The 21,634-nt window shown below is 58.8% G+C and carries 24 protein-coding genes; all 24 read left to right on the top strand.

Translation table 11 applies throughout. The features are described from left to right. Window positions 1-112: 112 nt before the first annotated feature. The 24 genes from KQI82_RS10230 (at window position 113) to rsgA (ending at window position 21,571) form a co-directional block, all read left to right on the top strand. Complete coding sequence (locus KQI82_RS10230; RefSeq protein ID WP_216632659.1) at window positions 113-1,459, top strand: butyryl-CoA:acetate CoA-transferase; 1,347 nt, start codon at window positions 113-115, stop codon at window positions 1,457-1,459. Between the two features lie 148 nt (window positions 1,460-1,607). After that, window positions 1,608-2,096: a CarD family transcriptional regulator gene (locus KQI82_RS10225; protein ID WP_216632658.1), complete on the top strand. Its 489-nt coding sequence runs from the start codon at window positions 1,608-1,610 to the stop codon at window positions 2,094-2,096. 2 nt (window positions 2,097-2,098) lie between these two features. Further along, window positions 2,099-2,824, top strand: a complete 726-nt coding sequence (gene ispD, locus KQI82_RS10220) for a 2-C-methyl-D-erythritol 4-phosphate cytidylyltransferase (protein WP_216632657.1) — start codon at window positions 2,099-2,101, stop codon at window positions 2,822-2,824. Window positions 2,825-2,832: 8 nt separating this feature from the next. Continuing rightward, entirely contained in the window at window positions 2,833-3,309 is a 477-nt protein-coding gene (gene ispF / locus KQI82_RS10215; protein ID WP_277602947.1) for a 2-C-methyl-D-erythritol 2,4-cyclodiphosphate synthase, read from the top strand. Between the two features lie 66 nt (window positions 3,310-3,375). After that, complete coding sequence (locus tag KQI82_RS10210) at window positions 3,376-3,630, top strand: putative Se/S carrier protein (RefSeq protein WP_216632655.1); 255 nt, start codon at window positions 3,376-3,378, stop codon at window positions 3,628-3,630. A gap of 4 nt (window positions 3,631-3,634) precedes the next feature. After that, on the top strand, window positions 3,635-4,750 hold the full coding sequence (locus KQI82_RS10205) for an aminotransferase class V-fold PLP-dependent enzyme (RefSeq protein ID WP_216632654.1): 1,116 nt from the start codon (window positions 3,635-3,637) through the stop codon (window positions 4,748-4,750). A gap of 178 nt (window positions 4,751-4,928) precedes the next feature. After that, window positions 4,929-5,759, top strand: coding sequence for a diadenylate cyclase CdaA (cdaA, locus tag KQI82_RS10200; protein ID WP_241426690.1), 831 nt, complete (start codon window positions 4,929-4,931; stop codon window positions 5,757-5,759). Further along, entirely contained in the window at window positions 5,746-7,014 is a 1,269-nt protein-coding gene (locus KQI82_RS10195; RefSeq protein WP_216632652.1) for a CdaR family protein, read from the top strand. The genes cdaA and KQI82_RS10195 overlap by 14 nt, the downstream gene beginning before the upstream one ends. Window positions 7,015-7,024: 10 nt before the next feature. After that, complete coding sequence (locus tag KQI82_RS10190; protein ID WP_216632651.1) at window positions 7,025-7,432, top strand: SoxR reducing system RseC family protein; 408 nt, start codon at window positions 7,025-7,027, stop codon at window positions 7,430-7,432. Beyond that, window positions 7,432-8,307: a DUF5685 family protein gene (locus tag KQI82_RS10185; protein ID WP_216632650.1), complete on the top strand. Its 876-nt coding sequence runs from the start codon at window positions 7,432-7,434 to the stop codon at window positions 8,305-8,307. The genes KQI82_RS10190 and KQI82_RS10185 overlap by 1 nt, the downstream gene beginning before the upstream one ends. Then, entirely contained in the window at window positions 8,304-8,954 is a 651-nt protein-coding gene (locus tag KQI82_RS10180) for a J domain-containing protein (protein ID WP_216632649.1), read from the top strand. Before KQI82_RS10185 ends, KQI82_RS10180 begins: the two co-directional genes overlap by 4 nt. A gap of 15 nt (window positions 8,955-8,969) precedes the next feature. Then, the gene (locus KQI82_RS10175) at window positions 8,970-9,848 is read left to right on the top strand and encodes a YicC/YloC family endoribonuclease (protein ID WP_216633688.1); all 879 of its coding nucleotides are present in this window, start codon (window positions 8,970-8,972) and stop codon (window positions 9,846-9,848) included. Between the two features lie 10 nt (window positions 9,849-9,858). Continuing rightward, window positions 9,859-10,107 carry a DUF370 domain-containing protein gene (locus KQI82_RS10170; protein WP_216632648.1) on the top strand — a complete coding sequence of 83 codons (249 nt, stop codon included), beginning with the start codon at window positions 9,859-9,861 and terminating at the stop codon, window positions 10,105-10,107. Window positions 10,108-10,151: 44 nt separating this feature from the next. Continuing rightward, window positions 10,152-10,745: a guanylate kinase gene (gene gmk, locus KQI82_RS10165; RefSeq protein WP_216632647.1), complete on the top strand. Its 594-nt coding sequence runs from the start codon at window positions 10,152-10,154 to the stop codon at window positions 10,743-10,745. Window positions 10,746-10,836: 91 nt separating this feature from the next. Continuing rightward, a complete protein-coding gene (gene rpoZ, locus KQI82_RS10160) occupies window positions 10,837-11,034 on the top strand; it encodes a DNA-directed RNA polymerase subunit omega (protein WP_241426689.1) in 198 nt (65 codons plus the stop codon). 18 nt (window positions 11,035-11,052) lie between these two features. Next, window positions 11,053-13,512: a replication restart helicase PriA gene (priA, locus tag KQI82_RS10155; protein ID WP_216632646.1), complete on the top strand. Its 2,460-nt coding sequence runs from the start codon at window positions 11,053-11,055 to the stop codon at window positions 13,510-13,512. Between the two features lie 16 nt (window positions 13,513-13,528). Then, window positions 13,529-14,026, top strand: coding sequence for a peptide deformylase (gene def / locus KQI82_RS10150; RefSeq protein ID WP_216632645.1), 498 nt, complete (start codon window positions 13,529-13,531; stop codon window positions 14,024-14,026). Continuing rightward, window positions 14,023-14,937 carry a methionyl-tRNA formyltransferase gene (gene fmt, locus KQI82_RS10145; protein WP_216632644.1) on the top strand — a complete coding sequence of 305 codons (915 nt, stop codon included), beginning with the start codon at window positions 14,023-14,025 and terminating at the stop codon, window positions 14,935-14,937. The genes def and fmt overlap by 4 nt, the downstream gene beginning before the upstream one ends. A gap of 10 nt (window positions 14,938-14,947) precedes the next feature. Further along, window positions 14,948-15,679, top strand: coding sequence for a zinc metallopeptidase (locus KQI82_RS10140; protein ID WP_216632643.1), 732 nt, complete (start codon window positions 14,948-14,950; stop codon window positions 15,677-15,679). Then, on the top strand, window positions 15,676-16,998 hold the full coding sequence (gene rsmB, locus KQI82_RS10135) for a 16S rRNA (cytosine(967)-C(5))-methyltransferase RsmB (RefSeq protein WP_216632642.1): 1,323 nt from the start codon (window positions 15,676-15,678) through the stop codon (window positions 16,996-16,998). The genes KQI82_RS10140 and rsmB overlap by 4 nt, the downstream gene beginning before the upstream one ends. Then, a complete protein-coding gene (gene rlmN, locus KQI82_RS10130) occupies window positions 16,991-18,022 on the top strand; it encodes a dual-specificity RNA methyltransferase RlmN (RefSeq protein WP_216632641.1) in 1,032 nt (343 codons plus the stop codon). The genes rsmB and rlmN overlap by 8 nt, the downstream gene beginning before the upstream one ends. Further along, a complete protein-coding gene (locus KQI82_RS10125; protein WP_216632640.1) occupies window positions 18,019-18,747 on the top strand; it encodes a Stp1/IreP family PP2C-type Ser/Thr phosphatase in 729 nt (242 codons plus the stop codon). The genes rlmN and KQI82_RS10125 overlap by 4 nt, the downstream gene beginning before the upstream one ends. A gap of 17 nt (window positions 18,748-18,764) precedes the next feature. Then, a complete protein-coding gene (pknB, locus tag KQI82_RS10120; RefSeq protein ID WP_216632639.1) occupies window positions 18,765-20,696 on the top strand; it encodes a Stk1 family PASTA domain-containing Ser/Thr kinase in 1,932 nt (643 codons plus the stop codon). After that, window positions 20,693-21,571, top strand: a complete 879-nt coding sequence (gene rsgA, locus KQI82_RS10115) for a ribosome small subunit-dependent GTPase A (protein ID WP_216632638.1) — start codon at window positions 20,693-20,695, stop codon at window positions 21,569-21,571. Before pknB ends, rsgA begins: the two co-directional genes overlap by 4 nt. Window positions 21,572-21,634: the final 63 nt, after the last annotated feature.

Genomic DNA, 21,634 nt, shown 5'->3' with positions numbered 1-21,634 from the left:
GATTCTGAATTGCATTTCCCATTGGGCTATGTTATTATATTATCAATCATGGCAAGGAAGAAAATACCTTGATCCAATCAGGGATTGAACAGACAGGGAGGAGCAGTTTCACATGAGCTATGCGGAAGAATATGCAAAAAAGCTGACCACAGCCGATCAGGCGGTGCGGGTCGTCAAATCTGGAGATTGGGTGGACTACGGCTGGTGCACCGGACATCCCCGGGTGCTGGACCAGGCGCTGGCAAAGCGCGCCGGGGAGCTGACAGACGTCAAGGTCCGCGGCGGCATCTGCCTGTGGAAGCCGGCCATCGCCGAGGTGCCCGACGCGGCGGAGCACTTTACCTGGAACTCCTGGCATATGAGCGGCATTGAGCGCAAGATGATCGCTGAGGGAATCGCTTTCTACGCCCCCATCCGTTACTCCGAGCTGCCCCGGTATTACCGGGAGCACATCGTCCATGATGACGTGGCCATGTTCCAGGTTGCGCCGATGGATGAGCACGGGTACTTTAATTTCGGCCCCAACGCCTCCCACATGAAGGCAGTCTGTGAGACCTCCAAAGTGGTGATTGTGGAAGTCAATCAGAACATGCCCCGCTGCTGCGGCGGAATGGAGGAGTGCGTCCACATCAGCGACGTGGACATGATCGTGGAGGGCAACAACGATCCCATGGGCATCCTGTCTGGCGGAGGAGTCCCCACGGAGGTGGACGCTGCCGTGGCCAAGCTGATCGTGGAGGAGATTCCCAACGGTGCCTGTCTCCAGCTGGGAATCGGCGGCATGCCCAACACAGTGGGCAGCATGATCGCGGAGTCCGACCTGAAGGACCTGGGCGTACATACGGAGATGTATGTGGATGCCTTTGTGGATATTGCCAAAGCCGGCAAGATCAACGGCTCCAGGAAGAACATCGACAGAGGCCGCCAGACCTACGGCTTCGGCGCCGGAACCCAGAAGCTCTACGACTACCTTCATGAAAACCCTGAGCTGATGAGCGCGCCGGTCAGCTACACCAACGACATCCGCTCCATCTCCGAGCTGGATAACTTCATCTCCATCAACAACGCGGTGGATGTGGACCTCTTCGGCCAGATCAACGCGGAGTCTGCCGGAGTCAAGCACATCAGCGGAGCGGGCGGACAGCTGGACTTTGTCCTGGGTGCCTACCTCTCCAAGGGCGGCAAGAGCTTCATCTGCTGCTCCTCCACCTTTACAGACAAGAAGACGGGCAAGCTGGTCTCCCGCATCCGTCCCACCCTCTCCATCGGCTCCATTGTCACGGATACCCGGACCAATGTCCACTATCTGGTGACGGAGTACGGCAAGGTCTGCCTGAAGGGCCTGTCCACCTGGGAGCGGGCAGAAGCCATCATCAGCATCGCGCACCCGGATTTCCGGGATGAGCTGATTGCCCAGGCCGAAGCCATGCGCATCTGGCGTGCAAGCAACAAGCGCTGATTGCTCCAAAATAAGGGAAGGCGGAAAGACCGCCTTCCCTTATTTGATGGAAAAAAAGAGGAATTCTATTGTAAAGGGCGGAAATTGCCTGTATAATGTGAGATAGAAGTGTAAAATGGAGGGAATGGGGCAAGGAAGGAGCGCATATATGTTTTGCGTAGGGGATTATGTGGTTCACCCCATGCACGGAGCCGGTGTCATCAGCGACATTGTGCACGAACGGATCAACGGGACGAGCCGGGAGTACTATGTCTTTGAGATGCCTGTGGGCGGGCTGCTCCTGAAAATCCCTGTCTCCAACAGCCCCGCCATTGGAATCCGCGCCGTTGTGGGACGGGCCGAGGCGGAGGCGCTTTTGCGTGCCATTCCCGCCCTGGAAGTGAAGGAGCCCTCCAACTGGAACCACCGGTATCGGGAGAATATGGAACGCCTGAAGTCCGGCGACCTCTATGAGGTGGCCAGGGTGATCAAGGGACTGATGCAGCGGGAGAGCGTCCACCGGCTCTCTACCGGCGAACGGAAGATGTTGCACAGCGCCAAGCAGATTCTGATTTCGGAGATCGTGTTGACCGAAGGGTGCGGCTACCAGGAGGTAGAGGACCGAATCAACCAGGCGATGACGACTGAGGAGCCATAGTGATGAAATCGTTTTTCAAAAAATTCCGGGACGCCCAGCGCCCCTTCTGCACCATGATTGTTGCCGCTGCCGGCGCCTCTTCTCGAATGGGCGGCGGCAACAAGCTGTTTATGCCCATAGACGGGATCCCGGTGCTGGCCAGGACCCTTTTGGCCGTCGACCAGGTGTCGCTTGTGGATGAAATCCTCATTGCTGCCCGGGAGGAGGACATCCTGACCATTTCCGACCTCTGCAAGACTTTTGGGATATCCAAACCGGTCAAAGTGGTGCGGGGCGGAGAGAGCAGGGAGGAGTCCGTTTATCTGGCAGCGATAGAGGCGGATTCCCGAGCCGGGCTGATTGCCGTTCAGGACGGAGACCGGCCGCTGGTGACGCCGGAGCTGATCGCCGAGGTGGTGCGTAAAGCTGCCGCTACTGCCGCCGCCGCCCCTGCCGTGGCGGTAAAGGACACCATCAAAGTGGCGCAAGAGGGCGTTGTGGTGGATACGCCCCAGCGGGAGACCCTCTATGCGGTGCAGACGCCCCAGGTCTTTGACGCGGATCTGCTGCGGGCCGCGCTCCAGTCGGCCCTCCAGTCCGGCGCGGAGCTTACCGACGACTGTTCCGCGGTGGAGCGCATGGGAAAGCAGGTCTTTCTCACAGAGGGCGATCCGGAGAACCTCAAGATCACCACTCCGGTGGATTTGACCATTGCAGAGGCAATAATACAGGAGCGGGAGGAATCGTGATGACCGGTTTGCGGATTGGGCAGGGATATGACGTTCACCGGCTGGAAGCGGGTCGGAAACTGATCTTGGGCGGGGTGGCTGTCCCCTATGAGAAGGGGCTTTTGGGCCACTCCGACGCTGACGTGCTGCTCCACGCTCTGATGGATGCGCTGCTGGGCGCAGCAGGGCTGGGGGATATTGGATCGCATTTTCCAGACACAGACCCGCAGTACGCAGGAGCCTCCAGTTTGCTGCTGCTGATCCGGGTGGGACAAAAGCTCCGGGATGCGGGGTACGTTTTGGTCAACGCGGATGTGACGCTGCTGGCCCAGGCGCCGAAGATCGTCCCCTACCGTCAGGCCATGGCGGAGAACATCGCGGTCGCCTTGGGCGTGGAGCTGGATCAGATCAACGTCAAGGCCACAACGGAGGAGGGGCTGGGCTTTACGGGAGATGGCTCCGGTATGGCAGCCCACGCCATTGTGCTGGTAGAAAAAAAGAAGTGAGAGCGTGCCGATTCCGGCACGCTCTTTTCATTTGGGCATACACTGAGTTGAGAGGGGGAGTGAGTTTTGGAATACTACCTGATCATCGCCCGCTCCATCACCTATGCCCAGCGAATGAGCAGGGTGCTGGAACGGATCGGCATCCGCGCCCAGATTTTTCGGGCGCCTGTGGGTCTGACCGACCGGGGATGCAGCTATGCCCTGCGCCTGCGCACAGAGCATCTGGCACCTGCGCTGCGTGCGCTGCACGAGGCGGGACTGAATCCGATCCAAGTTTTTTTATTCCAGCAGGGAGAATATCACGAATTAGAGCCGAGGTAAGGCTATGATCTATTTTGACAGCGCAGCCACCACATTTCAGAAGCCCGCTGCGGTCCGGGACGCCATGGCCCGGGCCATGGCGACAATGAGTTCCCCGGGAAGGGGAAACTATCCCGCCGCCCAGACGGCAGCGGAAACTGCATTTGAATGCCGCAGCGAGCTTGCGGAGCTGTTCCATGCGGAATCGCCGGAGCAGGTTATTTTTACCTCAAATGCCACCCATGGACTGAATATTGCGATCAAAACACTGGTGAAGCCGGGCAGCCATGTGGTGATCTCCGGCTATGAACACAACGCGGTCACCCGCCCCCTGAGCGCAATTCCAAATGTTCGCGTCACGGTAGCGGCCAGCCCCCTCTTTCAACAGAAAGCGGCGCTGAGCGCTTTTGAGCGGGCCATTTCTTCCGATGTGGATGCGGTGATCTGCAACCATGTCTCTAACGTCTTCGGATGCGTCCTTCCGCTGGAGGGAATCGCCGCTCTTTGCCGAAGCCGCAATGTCCCCCTGATCGTGGATGCGTCCCAGAGCGCCGGCGTGCTGCCTCTGGACCTCATGTCTCTTCAGGCAGCCTTCATCGCCATGCCGGGACACAAGGGGCTCTATGGGCCTCAGGGCACCGGCGTCCTGCTCTGCAACCACAGTGCGACCCCTCTTATGGAGGGCGGTACCGGCAGCCTTTCAGTGCAGCAGGAGATGCCGGATTTTCTGCCGGACCGGCTGGAGGCCGGAACCCACAACATGCCAGGGATCGCAGGGCTTCTGGAAGGAGTACGCTTTGTGCGCTCCCGGTCGCCGGAGGTCATCTGCCAGCATGAGAGAGAGCTGACCCAGGCCGCGGCGGTGGCAATGCGCCGGATTCCGGGAATCCGTGTATTTGCCGAGCCGGATCTGCGCAATCAGGTGGGGGTTCTCTCTTTCCTGATGGCCAACCGGGACGTGGAATCGGTGGGCGAGGCCCTTGCAAACAGCGGTATAGCAGTCCGGGCGGGCTTCCACTGCGCTCCGCTTGCCCATCAGACGGCGGGCACGCTGCAAAGCGGAACCGTCCGCTTAAGTTTTTCCGCATTTAACTCCAGACAGGAAATCAGCAGATTCCTGCAACTTTTGCGCACGATTTGATTTCTTTTGTGGTATTTGTAGAAAAAATGTAGAAATATGAACCAAAGTTCACAATTTTCAGACTGGTAATCCTTGCAATTAGCCAGTATTTTTTATATAATAAGTGTTACTAATTGCCTGAGAGGATGCCGACATGGAAATGATCACAAATTTGCTCGCCGTTGTCGTCAGATTCCTGATGACGATCAAGATTGCGGATATCCTGGACATTACCATTATGGCGTACCTGGTCTACCAGCTCCTGAAGCTGGTCAAGAGCACAAAGGCCGCCAGTCTGCTCAAGGGCCTGCTGGTATTTTTGATGGCGCTGTGGCTCTCTACCATCTTCAAGCTGAACGGCATCAACTTCATTTTAAACCGTATGATGGAGCTTGGTATTCTGGCTCTGATCATCCTGTTTCAGCCGGAGATCCGGCGTATCCTGGAGCAGGTGGGCAGCAGCCGCTTCGCCGGCTTTGGCCTTTTTTCCAAGGAGCAGAAAGCGGGCACTATGGAGCACGCCATCGGTCAGACTGTGCTGGCCTGTACGGAGATGTCCAAGAGCCGTACCGGCGTATTGATTGTGTTTGAACGGGAAATCCTCTTGGATGACCTGGTCCGCAGCGGCACGGTGCTGGATGCGGCCGTGTCCAACGAGCTTTTGAAGAATATCTTTTTCGTCAAGGCACCTATGCATGACGGCGCCGTCATCATCCGGCAGGGCCGGGTGCTGGGCGCCGGCTGCATGCTGCCGCTTTCCAAAAACGTCAATCTGAGCCGCGATTTGGGCATGCGCCACAGGGCGGGCATCGGCATGAGCGAGAACTCCGATGCGGTGGTGGTGATTGTCTCTGAGGAGACGGGTTCCATCTCCGTGGCCATCGGCGGCATGCTGAAACGGCACCTGATGCCGGAGACGCTGGAAAACCTCCTGCGGAACGAGTTGCTTCCGCAGGAGAGTGCCGAGACGGACAAGCGCAAGATTCGCCTGTTCCGCAGGAAGGATGGTGGCAGCGATGATGGAGAATAAAAAGAGCAAGGCGTTTTTGATCGTCATTTCCGCTTTGGTCGCGTTCGGCGTCTGGCTCTATGTGGACAGCGCAAAGGGGATCAAAGTCACCACCTATGCAAATGACATCCCGGTGGAGTTTGTGGGGGAGAACACCATCCTTGCAGACCGGGGGCTGATGCTTCTGACCGGCTCCACCGACACGACGGTCACGCTGCGGCTCCGGGCCGAGCGTACGGTGATCGCCAGGCTGGATACGAAAAAAGTCAGAATCCGGGTAGACCTTTCCAGCGTCACCGCGGTGGGAAAACAGTCCCTGGGATACCGTGTCATCTATCCGGAAGGCATATCCAGCAACGAGGTCACCGTGGAGTACGCCAGCACCACCTCCATTACGGTCAACATCGGGGAGCTCTATAAAAAGTCCGTGGAAATCCGCTGTGAGAGGACCGGCAATCTTCCTGAGGGATATCTGGCCGGAGAGGTGTCCTTTGCCCCGGAAACCCTTGAAATCCGAGGGCAGCAGGCGGACATCGAGCGCATCAGCTATGCAAAGGTGGTCCTGGACATTGACAACGCCACGGAGACTGTGGTGAAAAACCTGCCCTTTGCCCTCTATGACTACAACGACCAGCTGGTGGAGGATGAGGACATCCATGCCATGAGCGACTTCATCCAGGTGACCATGCCCATCCAGGTCATCAAGGAACTGCCGCTGAACGTCAGCTTTGAGGAGTCGCCCGGCTCCAGTCTGAGCAATGTGAACTACAGCATTACGCCGGAGTCTATCACCGTCTCCGGCAACCCATCCATCCTTGAGAGCGTGGACTCTTTGCTGCTTGGCTCTATTTCTCTTGCGGAGTTGGACAACTCCGCCACGTATCACTATACCATTACGCTGCCGGACGGCTGCGCAAATCTCAGCGGAGTCTCCACCGCCACGGTGGTGGTTGCCTTTAAGGATATCTCCAATTTCAACGTTACCACCACCAACATCGGTGTGGAAAACGGGCCGGAGGATCGGATCGCCTCTATCCTCACCGGAGAGATGACGGTCACGCTGCGAGGCACCACCGAGGATCTGGCGACAATTACACCGGACAAGGTCCGGGTGGTGGGCGACCTCACCGACGTCAGTTCGGCGGACGGAAGCTATACGGTGCCCGCTACCGTGTACGTGAACACGGACCGGGACGTGGGCGTTCTGGGCACGTACCAGATACAGGTGACCATCAGCCAGACGGCGGATAACCCGGAAGACGATACTACAGAGTAGGAGTTTCAGCATGACGCAGGTTGCGACAATCGAAAAAATCATCGACAGCACACACGCCCAGATCGCCGTCCCAAGAAAGTCCGCCTGCGGACACGACTGTGAGGAATGCGCCGGCTGCGGCGCCTCCGGTATGGTGGTGCGCGCCGTGGCACGGAACCAGATCGGGGCCGGGGTGGGAGATAAGGTCGTGGTGCAAAGCAGCACCAAAAAGACGCTGCGCATTGCGCTTTTGGTCTATATGCTCCCGCTGGCGCTGTTTCTGGTTGGCTATTTTGCATCGGAGGCCCTGGGGGCGGAGGCTGTGCGCTATGCCGTCGCCATCGCGTCCTTCTTCCTTGGCGTGCTGCCGGCGGTGGCCTATGACCGCCGGGTCCGCAAGAGCGGAGAGCTGACCTTTGAGATCGTCCGGCTTTTCTGATGTTCGGCTATGTGCTGCCGGCGCTGGGCGAGCTGCCGGAGGAGGAGAAGCTGCGGTTCCGATCCGTATACTGCGGTCTCTGCCATACGCTTGGCAGGCGCTATGGGATCCTCTCCCGCTTTATTCTCAATTATGACTTTACCTTTTTGGCGGTGCTGCTCTCGGAGAATCAGGAGTCTCCCTGCCAGGCGTGCAGGTGTCTGGCCAGCCCTTTTAAAAGAAGGTCTGTGATGGAAAGCACGCCGGCGCTGGAACTGGCGGCGGACGAGAGCGTGATTCTGACCTGGTGGCAGCTGCGCGACGGCGTGGCGGACCATGGGTTTTTCAAGGGGCTAAAATACCGGCTGCTCTCTCTTCTGCTGCGCCGGGCCTATCGCAAGGCCAAAAAGCTCCGGCCGGAATTTGACCGTTCCACCCGGGAACAGCTTCAGATTCTTTCGAATTTGGAACGGGAGCGTTGTCCGTCTATGGACCGGGCGGCGGATGCCTTTGCCGTGCTGCTCTCCGGTGCGGCGCAGGAGGTCCCGGAGGAGGGGCGCAGGCGCGTTTTGCGGGAAATGCTCTATCATCTGGGGCGATGGATCTATCTCATTGACGCGGCAGATGACTTAAAGCGGGACTTTCAGGACGGCAGCTACAACCCGCTGATTTACCGCTACGGCCTGACGGAGGGGTGTCTTGAAGCGGACAGCCGCCGCGATTTTTCCATAACCCTGGACCACTCCATCCGGCTGATGGCCTCCGCCTCGGCGCTGTGGGACTTCGGATGTTGGTCGGCGATTATCGAAAGTACGGTTACCCGCAGCCTCTTTTATGTGGGCGGCGCGGTGCTGGACGGATCTTTCCGAAAAAAGAGAAAAAAGGAGACACCATGAACGACCCGTACAAAGTACTGAATGTTTCCCGTGACGCCACAGATGCGGAAATCAAAAAAGCATATCTGGCCCTTGCCCGCAAATACCATCCGGACAACTACCATGAAAGTCCGCTGGCTGATCTGGCCCAGGAGAAGATGAAGGAAATCAACGGCGCCTATGAGCAGATCACCAAGGAGCGCAGCGGCCGGGGCGGCGGCTCTTCCTCCTATGGGTACGGCGGCGGATATGGCTATGGCGGTTACGGCGGCTCCACCGCGGGGCAGGCCTATCAGGGCGCCTCTATTTTCCAACAGGTGCGCATCGCCATCAACCAAGGCGATTTCAGCCGGGCGGAGGGACTTCTTGGCGCCATCGACGACCACAACGGGGAGTGGAATTTTCTCAAGGGCACCATCTGCCTGCGCCGGGGTTGGCTGGATGAGGCGAAGCGGTATTTTCAGACGGCCTGCCAGATGGATCCGGGCAATCAGGAGTACCGCAACGCGCTGAACTATATGGAAAACGGAGGGCAGACCGCTTATCATCAGGGAGGCTCTTTCTCCACGGAGAGCTGCGTGGGCAACGATCTGTGCAGCCGGCTCTGCTGTGCGTATCTACTTTGCAATGGCTGCGGCTATGGCGGAATTCGGTTCTGCTGTATATAAAGGGAGGGAATGAGATTGATCAAAAGCATGACTGGCTATGGACGGGCCAGGCAGACAAGAAATCAGCGGGATATCACGGTGGAAGTGCGTTCCGTCAACAACAGATATCTGGACTGCACGGTGAAAATGCCCCGTATTTATACATTCGCCGAGGATGCGATCCGGTCCCGGGTGCAAAAGGCCATCTCCCGCGGTAAGGTGGACGTTTACATTTCCGTGGACGCGACCGCCGCGGATACGGCGGTGGTCAGCGTGAACCGGGATTTGGCCGCCGGGTATTTCCGCGCCTTGAAAGAGCTTCAGGACGCATTTCACCTGGAGGGCGAGCTCTCAAGCGCGGTTTTGGCAAAGTTTCCGGATGTGCTGAGCGTCACAAAGGCCGACGAGGATATGGAGACTGTCACGGAGGATATATGCGCCGTGCTGAACGAGGCGCTGGAGTCCTACAACGTCATGCGGGCAACAGAGGGAGAAAAGCTTGCTGCGGATATCGGCGGGCGGCTTGGAAACATCGAAGCGCTGACGGCCCGGGTGGAGGAGCGTTCTCCCCAGACAGTGGCCGAGTACCGGCAGAAGCTGACCGCCCGGATGCAGGAGGTTCTTCAAAACACCAACATCGACGAACAGCGCATTCTCACTGAGGCGGCGATTTACGCCGACAAGATCGCGGTGGATGAAGAGACTGTCCGGCTGCGCAGCCATGTGTCCCAGCTGCGGGATATGCTTCTTTCCGATGAGCCCATGGGCAGGAAAATGGACTTTTTGATCCAGGAGGTCAATCGGGAGTCCAACACCGTTGGCTCCAAGTGCAACGACATCGCCATCGCACAGGTGGTGGTTTCCCTGAAAGCGGAAGTGGAAAAGATCCGCGAACAGGTACAGAACATCGAATAGGGACAAAGTCATGAAACTGATCAATATCGGCTTTGGCAATCTCATTTCCGCAGAGCGCCTGGTGGCGGTGGTGGGTCCGGAATCGGCTCCCATCAAGCGGATGATCCAGGAGTCCCGGGAGCGGGGCATGCTGATCGACGCCACCTATGGGCGGAAAACCGCCTCGATTTTTATTATGGACAGCGACCACGTGATCCTCTCCGCAATAGCGCCGGAGAAGCTTTCCGGGCGGCTGGACATCCTCAACGATGAGGATTGATTTGACATAGCTGCGCAAGGCAGCGGAATAGGAACGGTGATTCAATGCGCAGTGGAAGAACCTTTATCATTTCCGGTCCGTCCGGGGTGGGCAAGAGCACGGTGCTGAACGCGCTGCTGGCAAAGCACACGGATCTGGCTTTTTCGGTATCCGCCACCACACGCAATCCGCGTCCGGGTGAGCAGAACGGCGTCCACTATCACTTCATCAGCGTGGACCAGTTCCGCGAGATGATCGCCCGGCATGAGCTGCTGGAATATGCGGAGTACGTGGGAAATTTCTATGGGACCCCCAAGCAGTTTGTGGACGACAATATGGCCCGCGGCCGGGATGTGATTCTTGACATCGAGGTGCAGGGCGCCACCCAGGTCCACACGCTCCGCCCGGAGACTGTGCGGATTTTTATCGCCCCGCCCTCCTGGGACGAGTTGGAGCGGCGTCTGTCTGGCCGGGGAACCGACAGCCCGGAGAAAATTCAGAAGCGTCTGGTCCGGGCAAAAGTGGAATTCCAAATGGCGCATACGTATGACTATTTTGTCATCAATGATACTGTGGACGGCGCGGTCCGGGAGCTGGAGGCGATCTTGGTCGCGGAACACTGCCGTCCAACAGAGCGGATGGAAATGATCAACGGCTGAAACGATTCTTTTTTGGGAAAACTGACAGCAGAAAAATAACAGCCAGCAACTGGCAGAATGGAAGATGATTGATATGATGCTTTATCCTGCAATGAACAAGCTGAACGCCTATATCCCCAACCGGTACATGCTGGTCAACGTGGTGGCCCGCCGCGCCCGCCAGCTGGCGGCAGCCGCGGAGCAGACCGGGGAGCACCTGAAGGAAAAGCCTGTGACCATGGCGCTTCACGAGGTGGCCGAGGGCAAGATGGACGCCAATAAGATCGACACGCAGATCAACGAGGACTGATTCGTTCGGAGGGCTGAGATGGAGACCGCAAACATTGCAAAATTGGCGGTTGCCGCCGCGCCCTACGCCATCGACAAGCCCTATGACTATCTGATCCCGGAGGGGATGGAGGTTTCGGTGGGCGTCCGCGTCAGCGTCCCCTTCGGGCGGGGCAACCGCCGTTCGGAGGGGGTGGTTCTGGCCGTTGGAGAAGGGGAGAAGCTCCCGGGCCTCAAGCAGATCCTGAGCGTGCTGGACCGGGAGAGTGTGCTGGACCGGCAGGACATCGATCTGGCGCTGTGGATGCGCCAGCGGTATTTCTGTACCTTGTACGACGCATTGAAGACCATTTTGCCCGCCGGCCTATGGTATCAGTTCAGGGAGGTCTGCCGCCTTGCGCCGGGGATCGACCGCACCGCCGCCTGTGCGGACGCACAGGAGGCTCCTGCCTGCGCCGAGGTGATGCGGCTGCTCTTTGCAAAGGGCGGCTCAGTGGAGCTGAGCGAGCTGAAAAGCGCCTGCGGCGAGGAGTGTGTAAACGCACTGAAGACGCTTGCCGGAAAGGGCCTCATTTTTTGCGAATCCCGCGCTCAACGGAAGATCGGAGACAAAACCCGCCGCATGGTGGAGCTTGCGCTCAGCGCCGAGGAGGCTATGGAGATCGCGGAGTCCCGTCGGCGAGCCGCGCCTGTGCGCTATGAGGCAATCCGGCTGCTGTGCACCGTGGGCCGCATCTGCGCATCTGAGCTGTGCTATTTTACCGGCGCTTCCTCCCAGACGCTCCGGGCCCTGGAAAAGGCGGGCGTGGTGCGTTTTTTTCAGGAGGAGACGCTGCGGGTGCCGGAGATAAAGCAAAGCGGAGAAGCCGCGCCCATTGTCCTCAATGAGGAGCAGGAAGCGGCCTACTGCGGCCTTCTTTCCCTGATGGAAAGCGGCCGGGCGGAGGCCGCGCTGCTGCACGGTGTCACCGGAAGCGGAAAAACCCAAGTTTATATTCGCCTGGTTCAGGAGGCCCTGCGCAGAGGGAAAAACGCCATCGTCCTTGTTCCGGAGATTATCCTGACCCCTCAGATGATGGATAAGTTCTCCTCCTGTTTCGGCGTGGAAGTCGCCATGCTCCACAGCGGCTTGCGCCTCAGTGAGCGCTATGACCAGTGGAAACGCATCCGGCGCCAAGAGGTGCGGGTGGTGCTTGGTACTCGGTCGGCCATCTTTGCGCCGCTGCGGAACCTGGGCCTCATTGTGATGGATGAAGAGCAGGAGAGCAGCTACCAGTCTGAAAATCCGCCCCGCTACCACACCCGGGATGTGGCCAAATTCCGCTGTGCCCAAGACGGGGCGCTGCTGCTGTTAGGTTCGGCCACCCCGTCGGTGGAGTCCGCCCACTGGGCCAGGGAGGGCGTGTACCATCCCTTCTTCCTGCGCCGCAGGTACAATGAAAAAAGCCTGCCCCGGGTAATGCTGGCCGATTTAAAGGACGAGGTGCGCTCGGGAAACTCCGGAGTCATCAGCTCTCTGCTCCGCCGGGAGATTGAGCAGAACCTTCAGCGCCGCGAGCAGAGCATCCTCTTTCTCAACCGCCGGGGCAACAGCCGCATGCTCCTTTGTGGGGAATGCGGCTTTGTGCCGGAGTGCCCCCGGTGCAGCACGGCGCTGACCTACCACTCCGCCAACGGACGGCTGATGTGCCACTACTGCGGCCACTCGGAAAAAGCCAACGAGGCCTGCCCCATGTGCGGCGGCATTATGAAGCGGGTGGGCGTGGGGACCCAGAAGGTGGAGGAGGAGCTTCGCACCCTTTTTCCAGGCATCCAGCTTTTGCGTATGGACGCCGACACTGCCTCCGGAGAGCATGAGGCGCTGCTCTCCCGCTTTGAACGGGAAAAGATACCAATTCTCCTTGGCACTCAGATGGTGGCCAAGGGCCTTGATTTTGAAAACGTGACGCTGGTGGGCGTGCTGGCCGCCGACCTTTCCCTCTATGTGGACAACTACCACGCGGCGGAGCGGACCTTCAGCCTGCTGACCCAGGTGGTGGGCCGGGCCGGCCGGGGAGAGAAGAGCGGCCGGGCGGTCATTCAGACCTATACGCCGGGGAATGAGGTCATTGTCAGCGCGGCGGAGCAGGACTACGACCGCTTTTTTGAAAGTGAAATCCGTATGCGGAGAATACGGCGCTATCCGCCTTTCGCGGACCTCTTTACCTGCACCATCTCCGGAACGGATGAAACGGCGGTCCTCCGTGCGGCGGTCCGGCTGCGGGAGGAGTTGAGGCTTGAGGCGCAGAAGGAGCCCTTTTGCCGCAGCGATCCGGAGGTTCTCGGACCGGCGCCGGCGCCGGTGGTGAAGGTGGACAACCGCTACCGGTATCGAATCCTGTGGGTGGGGAAAAATGATAAGGACACCCGCGCGCTCCTGTCCTACACATTGAAAAAATTTGCGTCGGACCGGCAAAACCGCGGCATCAGCATATTTGTGGACTGCAACGCATTGGAATAAAGAAAGGGACATCAGTATGGCTTTGAGAAAGATTGTGGAAAAGGGTGACGAGTGCCTGAACAAGGTCTGCCGCCCGGTGACAGACTTCAACCAGAGGCTGCACACCCTGTTGGATGATATGGCTGAGACGCTGCACGATGCCAATGGCGCAGGCCTGGCGGCCCCGCAGGTGGGTGTTCTGCGTCGGGTCTGCATCGTGATTGACGATGAAGGTGAGGTCATTGAGCTAATCAACCCGGAGATTGTCTCCAGCAGCGGCGAACAGACCGGCTTGGAGGGCTGTCTCAGCGTCCCCGGCAAGTGGGGCATCGTGACCCGGCCCAATGTGGTCCGGGTGCGCGCCTGTGATAGAAACGGCTCCTTGTTTGAAACGGAAGGGGAGGGGCTGACCGCCCGGGCGTTTTGCCATGAGATAGAGCACCTGGACGGCCACATGTTTACGGAGCATGTGGACCACTTCCTGACAGACGAAGAACTGCAGGAATATCTGGAAGAAGAGGAAGCGGACGAATGAGAATTCTGTTCATGGGGACCCCGGAGTTTGCAGTGGCATCCCTGCGCCGCCTTGTGGAGGATGGGCACGAGATCTGCGGCGTGTTCACCCAGCCTGACAAGCCTAAAAACCGGGGGATGAAAATGACCTTTTCCCCGGTGAAGGAGTATGCGGTTTCTCAGGACCTCCCGGTCTATCAGCCTCTGAAAATGAAGGACGGCACGGCGCTGGAAACCGTGCGGGAGCTGAAGCCCGAACTCATTGTGGTGGCGGCATACGGCAGGATTCTGCCGGAGGATATCCTGAATGTGCCTCCCTTTGGCTCCATCAATGTCCACTCATCGCTGCTGCCCAAGTACCGGGGAGCGGCGCCCATCAACTGGGCCATTCTGAACGGAGAGGAGGAGACCGGCGTATCCATCATGTATATGGCCAGGGAATTGGATGCCGGTGATGTGATCTCCCAGGTTTCCACGCCCATTGGACCTGAGGAAAACGCCCAGGAGCTGACCGCACGGCTGGCTGAACTGGGGGCGGAAGCACTCTCCAGTGCGGTGGATGCCTTGAAAAACGGCACGGCCCGGCGCACGCCTCAGAATCATTCCGCCTTCACCTACGCGCCCATGCTCTCCCGGGAGCTCTCTCCCGTGGACTGGAGCCGGAGCAGCGGGCAGATCATCAACCAGATCCGTGGTCTGATTCCCTGGCCCTGCGCGGTGGCCCAGATCGGGGAGACAAAGTTCAAGCTGTTTCAGGCCGCGGCGGGCGGCGATACCGCCTCCGCTCCCGGCACGGTGCTGTCCGCCGGAAAGATGGGGATTGAAATCGCCTGCGGAGACGGGAAAAGCCTTTTGATCCGGGAGCTGCAGGCCGAGGGCGGCAAGCGGATGGCTGCCGCCGACTATCTGAGAGGACATCCTCTCAATGTTTGAGTGAGGGTTTATGTATCACGACTATGCCTATTTCTTTGCCCAGAACGTCTACTGGGTTTTGCTGGTTCCTGTGCTGATTCTGTCCCTCTGGGCCCAGGCCCAGGTTTCCGGCTCCTTCCGGCGCTACAGCGCGCGCAACAACAGCCGCCGCCTCACCGGCGCGGAGGCCGCGGAGCGGGTGCTCCGGGCCCACGGGGTGATGGACGTGCCGGTGCGCTGCGTCCGGGGCGAGCTGACCGACCACTATGACCCAAGGGACAACACCATCTATCTCTCGGAATCCGTGTTCAACGCTCCGACCATTGCGGCGGTGGGCGTTGCGGCCCATGAGGCCGGCCATGCGGTACAGTATGCGGAGGGGTATGCCCTGGTCCGGCTGCGCCAGGCCATTGTCCCGGCCACCAGAATCGGCTCCCAGTTTTCCTTTATTCTTTTGTTTGTGGGGCTTCTTCTCTACAGCCAGCCCTTTTTCCTCATCGGTATTGTGCTCTTCTCCCTGACCACGCTCTTTCAGCTGGTCACGCTGCCTGTGGAGTTCAACGCTTCCCGCCGGGCCATTGAGACCATTGAAGGGGAACGCCTGTTAGATGAAGAGGAGATCGGCGGAGCGAAAAAGGTCCTTCGGGCCGCGGCTCTCACATATGTGGCCGCGCTGCTGATGTCTTTGCTGCAGCTGCTGCGCTATTTGCTGATTTTTCTCAGCCGCGGCGGAGGAAGCCGGAGGGGAGGAGGAAGCCGATGAGGGCCTCCGCCCGTGAGACGGCCCTTCAGGTGCTGACCGCCTGCCGCCAGGGCGGTGCGTGGGCCGACGGCGCGCTGAAAAGCGCCATTGGCAAAGACCGGCTCGCCGGCCCTGACGCCAAGCTGGCCACCCATATTGTCTATGGTGTGATGCAGAACCGGATTCTCCTGGACAGGTATGTTGGCCTCTGCTGCTCCCAAAGACCGGAACAGCTGGAGCCGCTGCTTCTGGATATCCTCCGCATCGGGGCCTACCAGATTCTCTTCCTGGACCGGATTCCGGACAGCGCGGCGGTGAACGAATCCGTGGAACTGGCCAAGGCCCACGGGAAAGCGCGGGCCTCCGGTCTGGTCAACGCCGTACTGCGGAAGATTTCCCGGGAAAAGGACAGGCCCGTGGAGCTGCCCGCGGCTCAGGAAGAGCGGCTGAGCATCTGCTACAGCCACCCCAGGTGGCTGGTGGAGCGGCTGATCGCGCTCTTGGGGGCGGAAGAGGCGGAAGCCTTTTTAAAGGAAAATAACCGTCCCGCCCCGTTGACTGTACAGGTCAATACGCTGAAGACCTCCGTGGAGGAGCTGATGGGCGCTCTGAGGGCGGAAGGCGTGGAGTCGGAACGCCACCCTTGGCTTTCTGACTGCCTCATCCTCTCCGGGACAGGGAATCTGGCGTCTTTGACCGCCTTTGCTGACGGGGGATTCTGGGTTCAGGATGCCGGTGCGAAGTTGGCGGTTCTGGCGGCCCGGCCCCACGGAACGGTAATCGACGTCTGCGCCGCTCCCGGCGGAAAATCCTTTGCCGCCGCTTCTTTGATGAATGGAGAGGGGCATATCTTCTCCTGCGATATCCACGCCCACAAGCTGAAGCTGATGGAGGCCGGGGCAAAGCGCCTTGGCATTGAGAATATGGAGCCTATGCTGCAGGACGGACGGGTGCTCAGGGAGGACTGGCTGGAAGCTGCGGACACTGTTCTGGTGGACGTGCCCTGCTCCGGCCTGGGGATCATCCGCAAAAAGCCGGACATCCGCTATAAAAACCCGGCGGACCTCTCCGGACTGCCCCAGATTCAGCGTGCCATCTTAGAGAACGCCGCCCGGTACGTAAATGTGGGCGGCACCCTGGTCTACTCCACCTGCACCATTCTTCCGGAGGAGAACGAACAGGTGACAGAAGGCTTTTTGAGAGACCATTCCCAATTTTCCAAGGAGCCGTTTTCACTGCCCCTGAGTCAATCGGAGACCGGGGAGCTGACCCTCTGGCCCCAGCGCCACGGGACCGACGGGTTTTACATCTGCCGTATGAGAAGGACTGACCATGATTGACATCAAATCCATGACGCTTGATGAGCTGACCGATTCGCTCCGGCAGCGGGGAGAGCCTGCCTTCCGGGGAAAGCAGGTGTTCACCTGGCTTCACCGGGGAGTCGCCTCCTTTGAGGAGATGACCAATCTCTCCAAAACGCTGCGGGAAAAGCTGAAGCAGGAGTATCTGCTCACTGTGCCCCAGGTGGCCAGGAAGCAGGTTTCGGCTCAGGACGGCACCATCAAATACCTCTGGGAGTTGGGGGACGGCAACTGCATCGAGTCCGTCCTGATGCAGTATCACCATGGGAACACTGTCTGTATCTCCTCCCAGGTCGGCTGCCGGATGGGATGCTCTTTCTGTGCATCCACAATTGCCGGCAAGGTAAGAGACTTAACACCATCTGAGCTGTTGGACCAGGTGATTTTCACGCAGAAGGACTCGGGTTTGAGCGTGTCCAACATCGTGCTGATGGGTATTGGTGAGCCGCTGGACAACCTGGACCGTGTGCTGCGGTTTTTGGAACTGGTCAACCACCCGGATGGGCTGAACATCGGGATGCGTCACATCTCTCTGTCCACCTGCGGGATCATCCCCGGCATTGACAGATTATCGGATTTGGGATTACAATTGACGTTATCGGTTTCCCTGCATGCGCCGGACAGCGGGACCCGTTCCCGGATCATGCCGGTGAACCGGGCGTATGATGTGGATCAGCTCTTTGACGCCTGCCACCGTTATTTCAAAAAGACGGGTCGGCGCATTTCCTTTGAATACGCCATGATCGACGGCGTCAACGACAGCGACTGGCAGGCGGACCTGATAGCCAAAAAGATTCGCGGTATGCCTGGGCATGTGAACCTGATTCCGCTCAACGACGTGGTGGAAAGCCCTTTGAAGCCCAGCCGGAGAATTGCCGCGTTTCAAAAGCGGCTGGAGTCCCATGGGATTACGGCAACTGTACGGCGCAGTTTGGGCGGCGACATCGACGCCTCTTGCGGGCAGCTCCGTAGAAAGGCCATGGAGGAGGAGCATCAACAATGAAAGTTTGGGGCATTACAGATGTGGGCCTGGTCCGAAAGGAAAACCAGGACGCCTATGCCATTGCGGAAGAGCCCACCACCATCTGTGTGGTCTGCGACGGAATGGGCGGGACCAACGGTGGACGGCTGGCCAGCAGCATCGCCGTGTCTACATACGTGGCGGAGCTGAAGAAGGTGCTGCGTGAGGACATGACGCCGGAACAGCTGCGGGAGGCGTCTTCCTACGCCGTATCCCTGGCCAACGACGAGGTGCGCAGGGCGGCCCAGCAGTCGGAGGAGTACCGCAGTATGGGCACCACCTTGGTCTCCGCCATCGCCTATCCGGGCGGGGTGGTGGTCAGCAACGTGGGAGACAGCCGGGCCTACCACATCACCGAGGACGGTATCCAGCGCATAACCCGGGACCATTCTCTGGTGGAGAACATGGTGGAGCGCGGGGACATCACCGAGGAGGAGGCGCGCCGCCATCCCAACAAAAACCTGATTACCCGGGCGCTGGGCCCGGATATGACCACCATTTGCGACGGCTTTATCTGCCCTTTGAAAAAAAATGACTTTGTGCTGCTCTGTTCCGATGGTCTGGTGGACACAGTCACAGACCAGGAGATGCTTTTTGAAGTCATTCACAGTGAGGATGTGGACTCGTGTCTGAACCGGCTGCTGGAAATCTCCAAGGGCCGGGGCGCGTCGGACAACGTGACCATTGTCCTGATGCAGAACAACTGAGAAAGGTAGGAATTGGAATGGATCAGTATATCGGACAGATGCTGGATAACCGCTATGAGATTTTGGAGCGGATCGGCACTGGCGGTATGGCTGTTGTCTATAAGGCAAAATGCCATCGCCTGAATCGCCTGGTGGCGGTGAAAATCCTGAAAAGTGATCTGACCGGGGACGCGGACTTCCGCCGCAGATTCCACGACGAATCCCAGGCCGTTGCCATGCTCTCCCATCCCAATATCGTCTCTGTCTACGACGTTTCCCGGGGCGGTGATGTGGAATACATCGTCATGGAGCTGATTGACGGAATTACGCTCAAGCAGTATATGGAGCGGCGCGGTCAGCTGAACTGGCGGGAATCGCTGCACTTCATGATCCAGATTATGAAAGGTCTCAGCCACGCCCACAGCCGCGGGATTGTCCACCGGGACATCAAGCCCCAGAACATCATGGTGCTGCGGGACGGCAGTGTGAAGGTGACGGATTTCGGCATTGCCTGTCTGGAAAATTCGGCTCAGACCCTGACCCAGGAGGCGCTGGGATCGGTGCACTATATCTCGCCGGAGCAGGCCCGGGGCGACCGCACGGATGCCCGGTCCGACATATACTCCGCCGGTGTGGTGTTCTATGAGATGCTGACCGGACGGCTGCCGTTTGAAGGTGATTCCGCCGTCTCCGTTGCCATACAGCATCTCTCCTCCATCCCGCTTCCTCCCCGGGAGATCAACCCGGATATCCCGGAACAGCTGGAGTTGATTTGCATGCGGGCCATGGCGCCCGACATCCAAAAGCGCTATCCCACCGCCGACGCCATGGTGGCTGATCTGGATGCGTTCCGCAAGAATCCGGAGGTGGATTTGGAGTATAACCTCAAGGATTTACAGCCTGAAGAGCCCGATGAGCCCACCCGGTACATCCGCCCGGTCACCGACGTTGCCCGGCGGCAGGAACGCCATTCCCCGGTTCCTGTCCGTCAGGAGCCGCGCAAAGGGGGAGCCGGTAAGCGGATCGGAATCATTGTGGGCGCCTTTGCCGCCGCCCTGGTGCTGATTGTGCTGCTGTTCCGCTTCATCCTGAGCTCCTTCAGCGGGCCGGTTACAGTGGATTACACGGTCCCCAACATCCTGGGCTACACAGTGGAGCAGGCATCTGAACTGGAGAGCGTCAAGGATATCTTTGAGATCCAGGTCAAGGGCTATAAAAACAGCAGCGAATATGAAGCGGGGGAGATCATCTCCCAGAACCCCACTGCGGAGAGCATCAAAAAGTCCACGGACGGCGCGCTGATCCCAATCAGCGTCTACGTAAGTGAAGGCGAAAATACCGCCGTGATGCCTGATCTGGTCAACAATGAGTACCGGGCCGCCACCATCAAGCTGCAAAAGAGCAACTTGGGCATTGAGGTGAGCATCGCGGAGCCCATTGAAGAGTTTTCCGACATCTACGCGCCCGGATATGTGATCTCCACAGACCCGGTGAAGGATACGGTGCTTCATGAGGGCGATGTGATTACCCTGACCATCAGCAAGGGCGCCGAGATACAGCCTGTCACTGTTCCTTCTTTTTTAAACAGCCACATTGACAAGGCCATGGAGCTTGTGGATCAGCTGGGCCTGAAATGCGGTAAGGTGGACGAGGTGGAGAGCGATCTTCCAAAGGGCTATGTGGTTTCTCAGGATGTGGATGCCCTTTCCAGCGTTGACCCGGGCACCACAATCAATTTCGAGATCAGCCGGGGCGAAACGGTTACCTCCCAGCAGATATCCATCAACCTGCCCCAGGACCGGGACACGGTCACCATCGTCATCGAGCAGGATGGGCGGGAGGTCTGCAACAAGGTGGTGAGTTGTTCCATGGGCACCTATACCTACGAACTTCAGGGCAGCGGGACCAGCACGGTAGACATCTACTTTGACGGTGTTCTGTCCGACAGCAGGGAGATTACGTTCAATTGAGCAGAGGGCGCATTCAAAAGGCCCTGAGCGGCTTTTATTACGTGAATACGGGGACTCAGCTGCTCCAGTGCAGGGCCCGGGGCAAGTTCCGCAAGGAGGGCCTGACCCCACTGGTTGGCGACTGGGTGGACGTGCAGGAACTGCCTGGCGGCCAGGGCTATGTGGAGCGGATCGAACCACGTAAAAACCAGTTTGCCCGCCCCGCCGTGGCCAACATCGACCAACTGGTCATCATCGCCTCTCATGCCATTCCCCAGACAGACCCCTACCTGATCGACCGGGTTTCCGCCATTGCGGTGTTGAAGGGGTGTGAGGTTCTTGTGTGCATCAACAAGACCGATCTGGATCCGGCGGACGACCTCTATGAAATTTATAGCAGCGCCGGTCTTCCGGTGCTGCGGGTCAGCGCTGAGAGCGGGGAAGGGCTCAATCAGCTTACAGAAGCAATATCTGAAAAGCTATCTGCCTTTACAGGAAATTCCGGTGTGGGAAAGTCCAGCATCTTAAACGCACTGGATCCGGAGTTCCATCTTCAGGTGGGAGAGGTCAGCCAGGCCCTGGGCCGCGGCCGCCACACCACCCGTCATGTGGAGCTCTACCATCTTAGGTGCGGGGCGGATGTGGTGGATTCCCCGGGCTTCTCCTCCTTTGACACCGACGAGCTGAATCTGGAGCTGAAACGGGAGCTGCCCAATACCTTCCCGGAGTTTGCCCCCTATCTGGATCACTGCCGCTTTACCGGATGCAGTCATACAAAAGAAAAGGGCTGCGCCGTGCTGAAGGCGGTCCGGGAGGGGAAGGTTCCCAAAAGCCGGCATGAGAGCTACCTGCGATTGTATGAAGAGCTCAAGCCCCTGAAAGAGTGGGAAAAATAGCAAAAGAGCCTGTGGAATTTTTCCGCGGGCTCTTTTGTACCTTTTGTGCCTCCGCTGTATATA

It is taken from the genome of Dysosmobacter acutus, from assembly GCF_018919205.1.
GTDB lineage: Bacteria > Bacillota > Clostridia > Oscillospirales > Oscillospiraceae > Oscillibacter > Oscillibacter acutus.
Note: the sequence above shows the minus strand (reverse complement) of the source record. Positions and strands in the feature narration are given on the sequence as shown.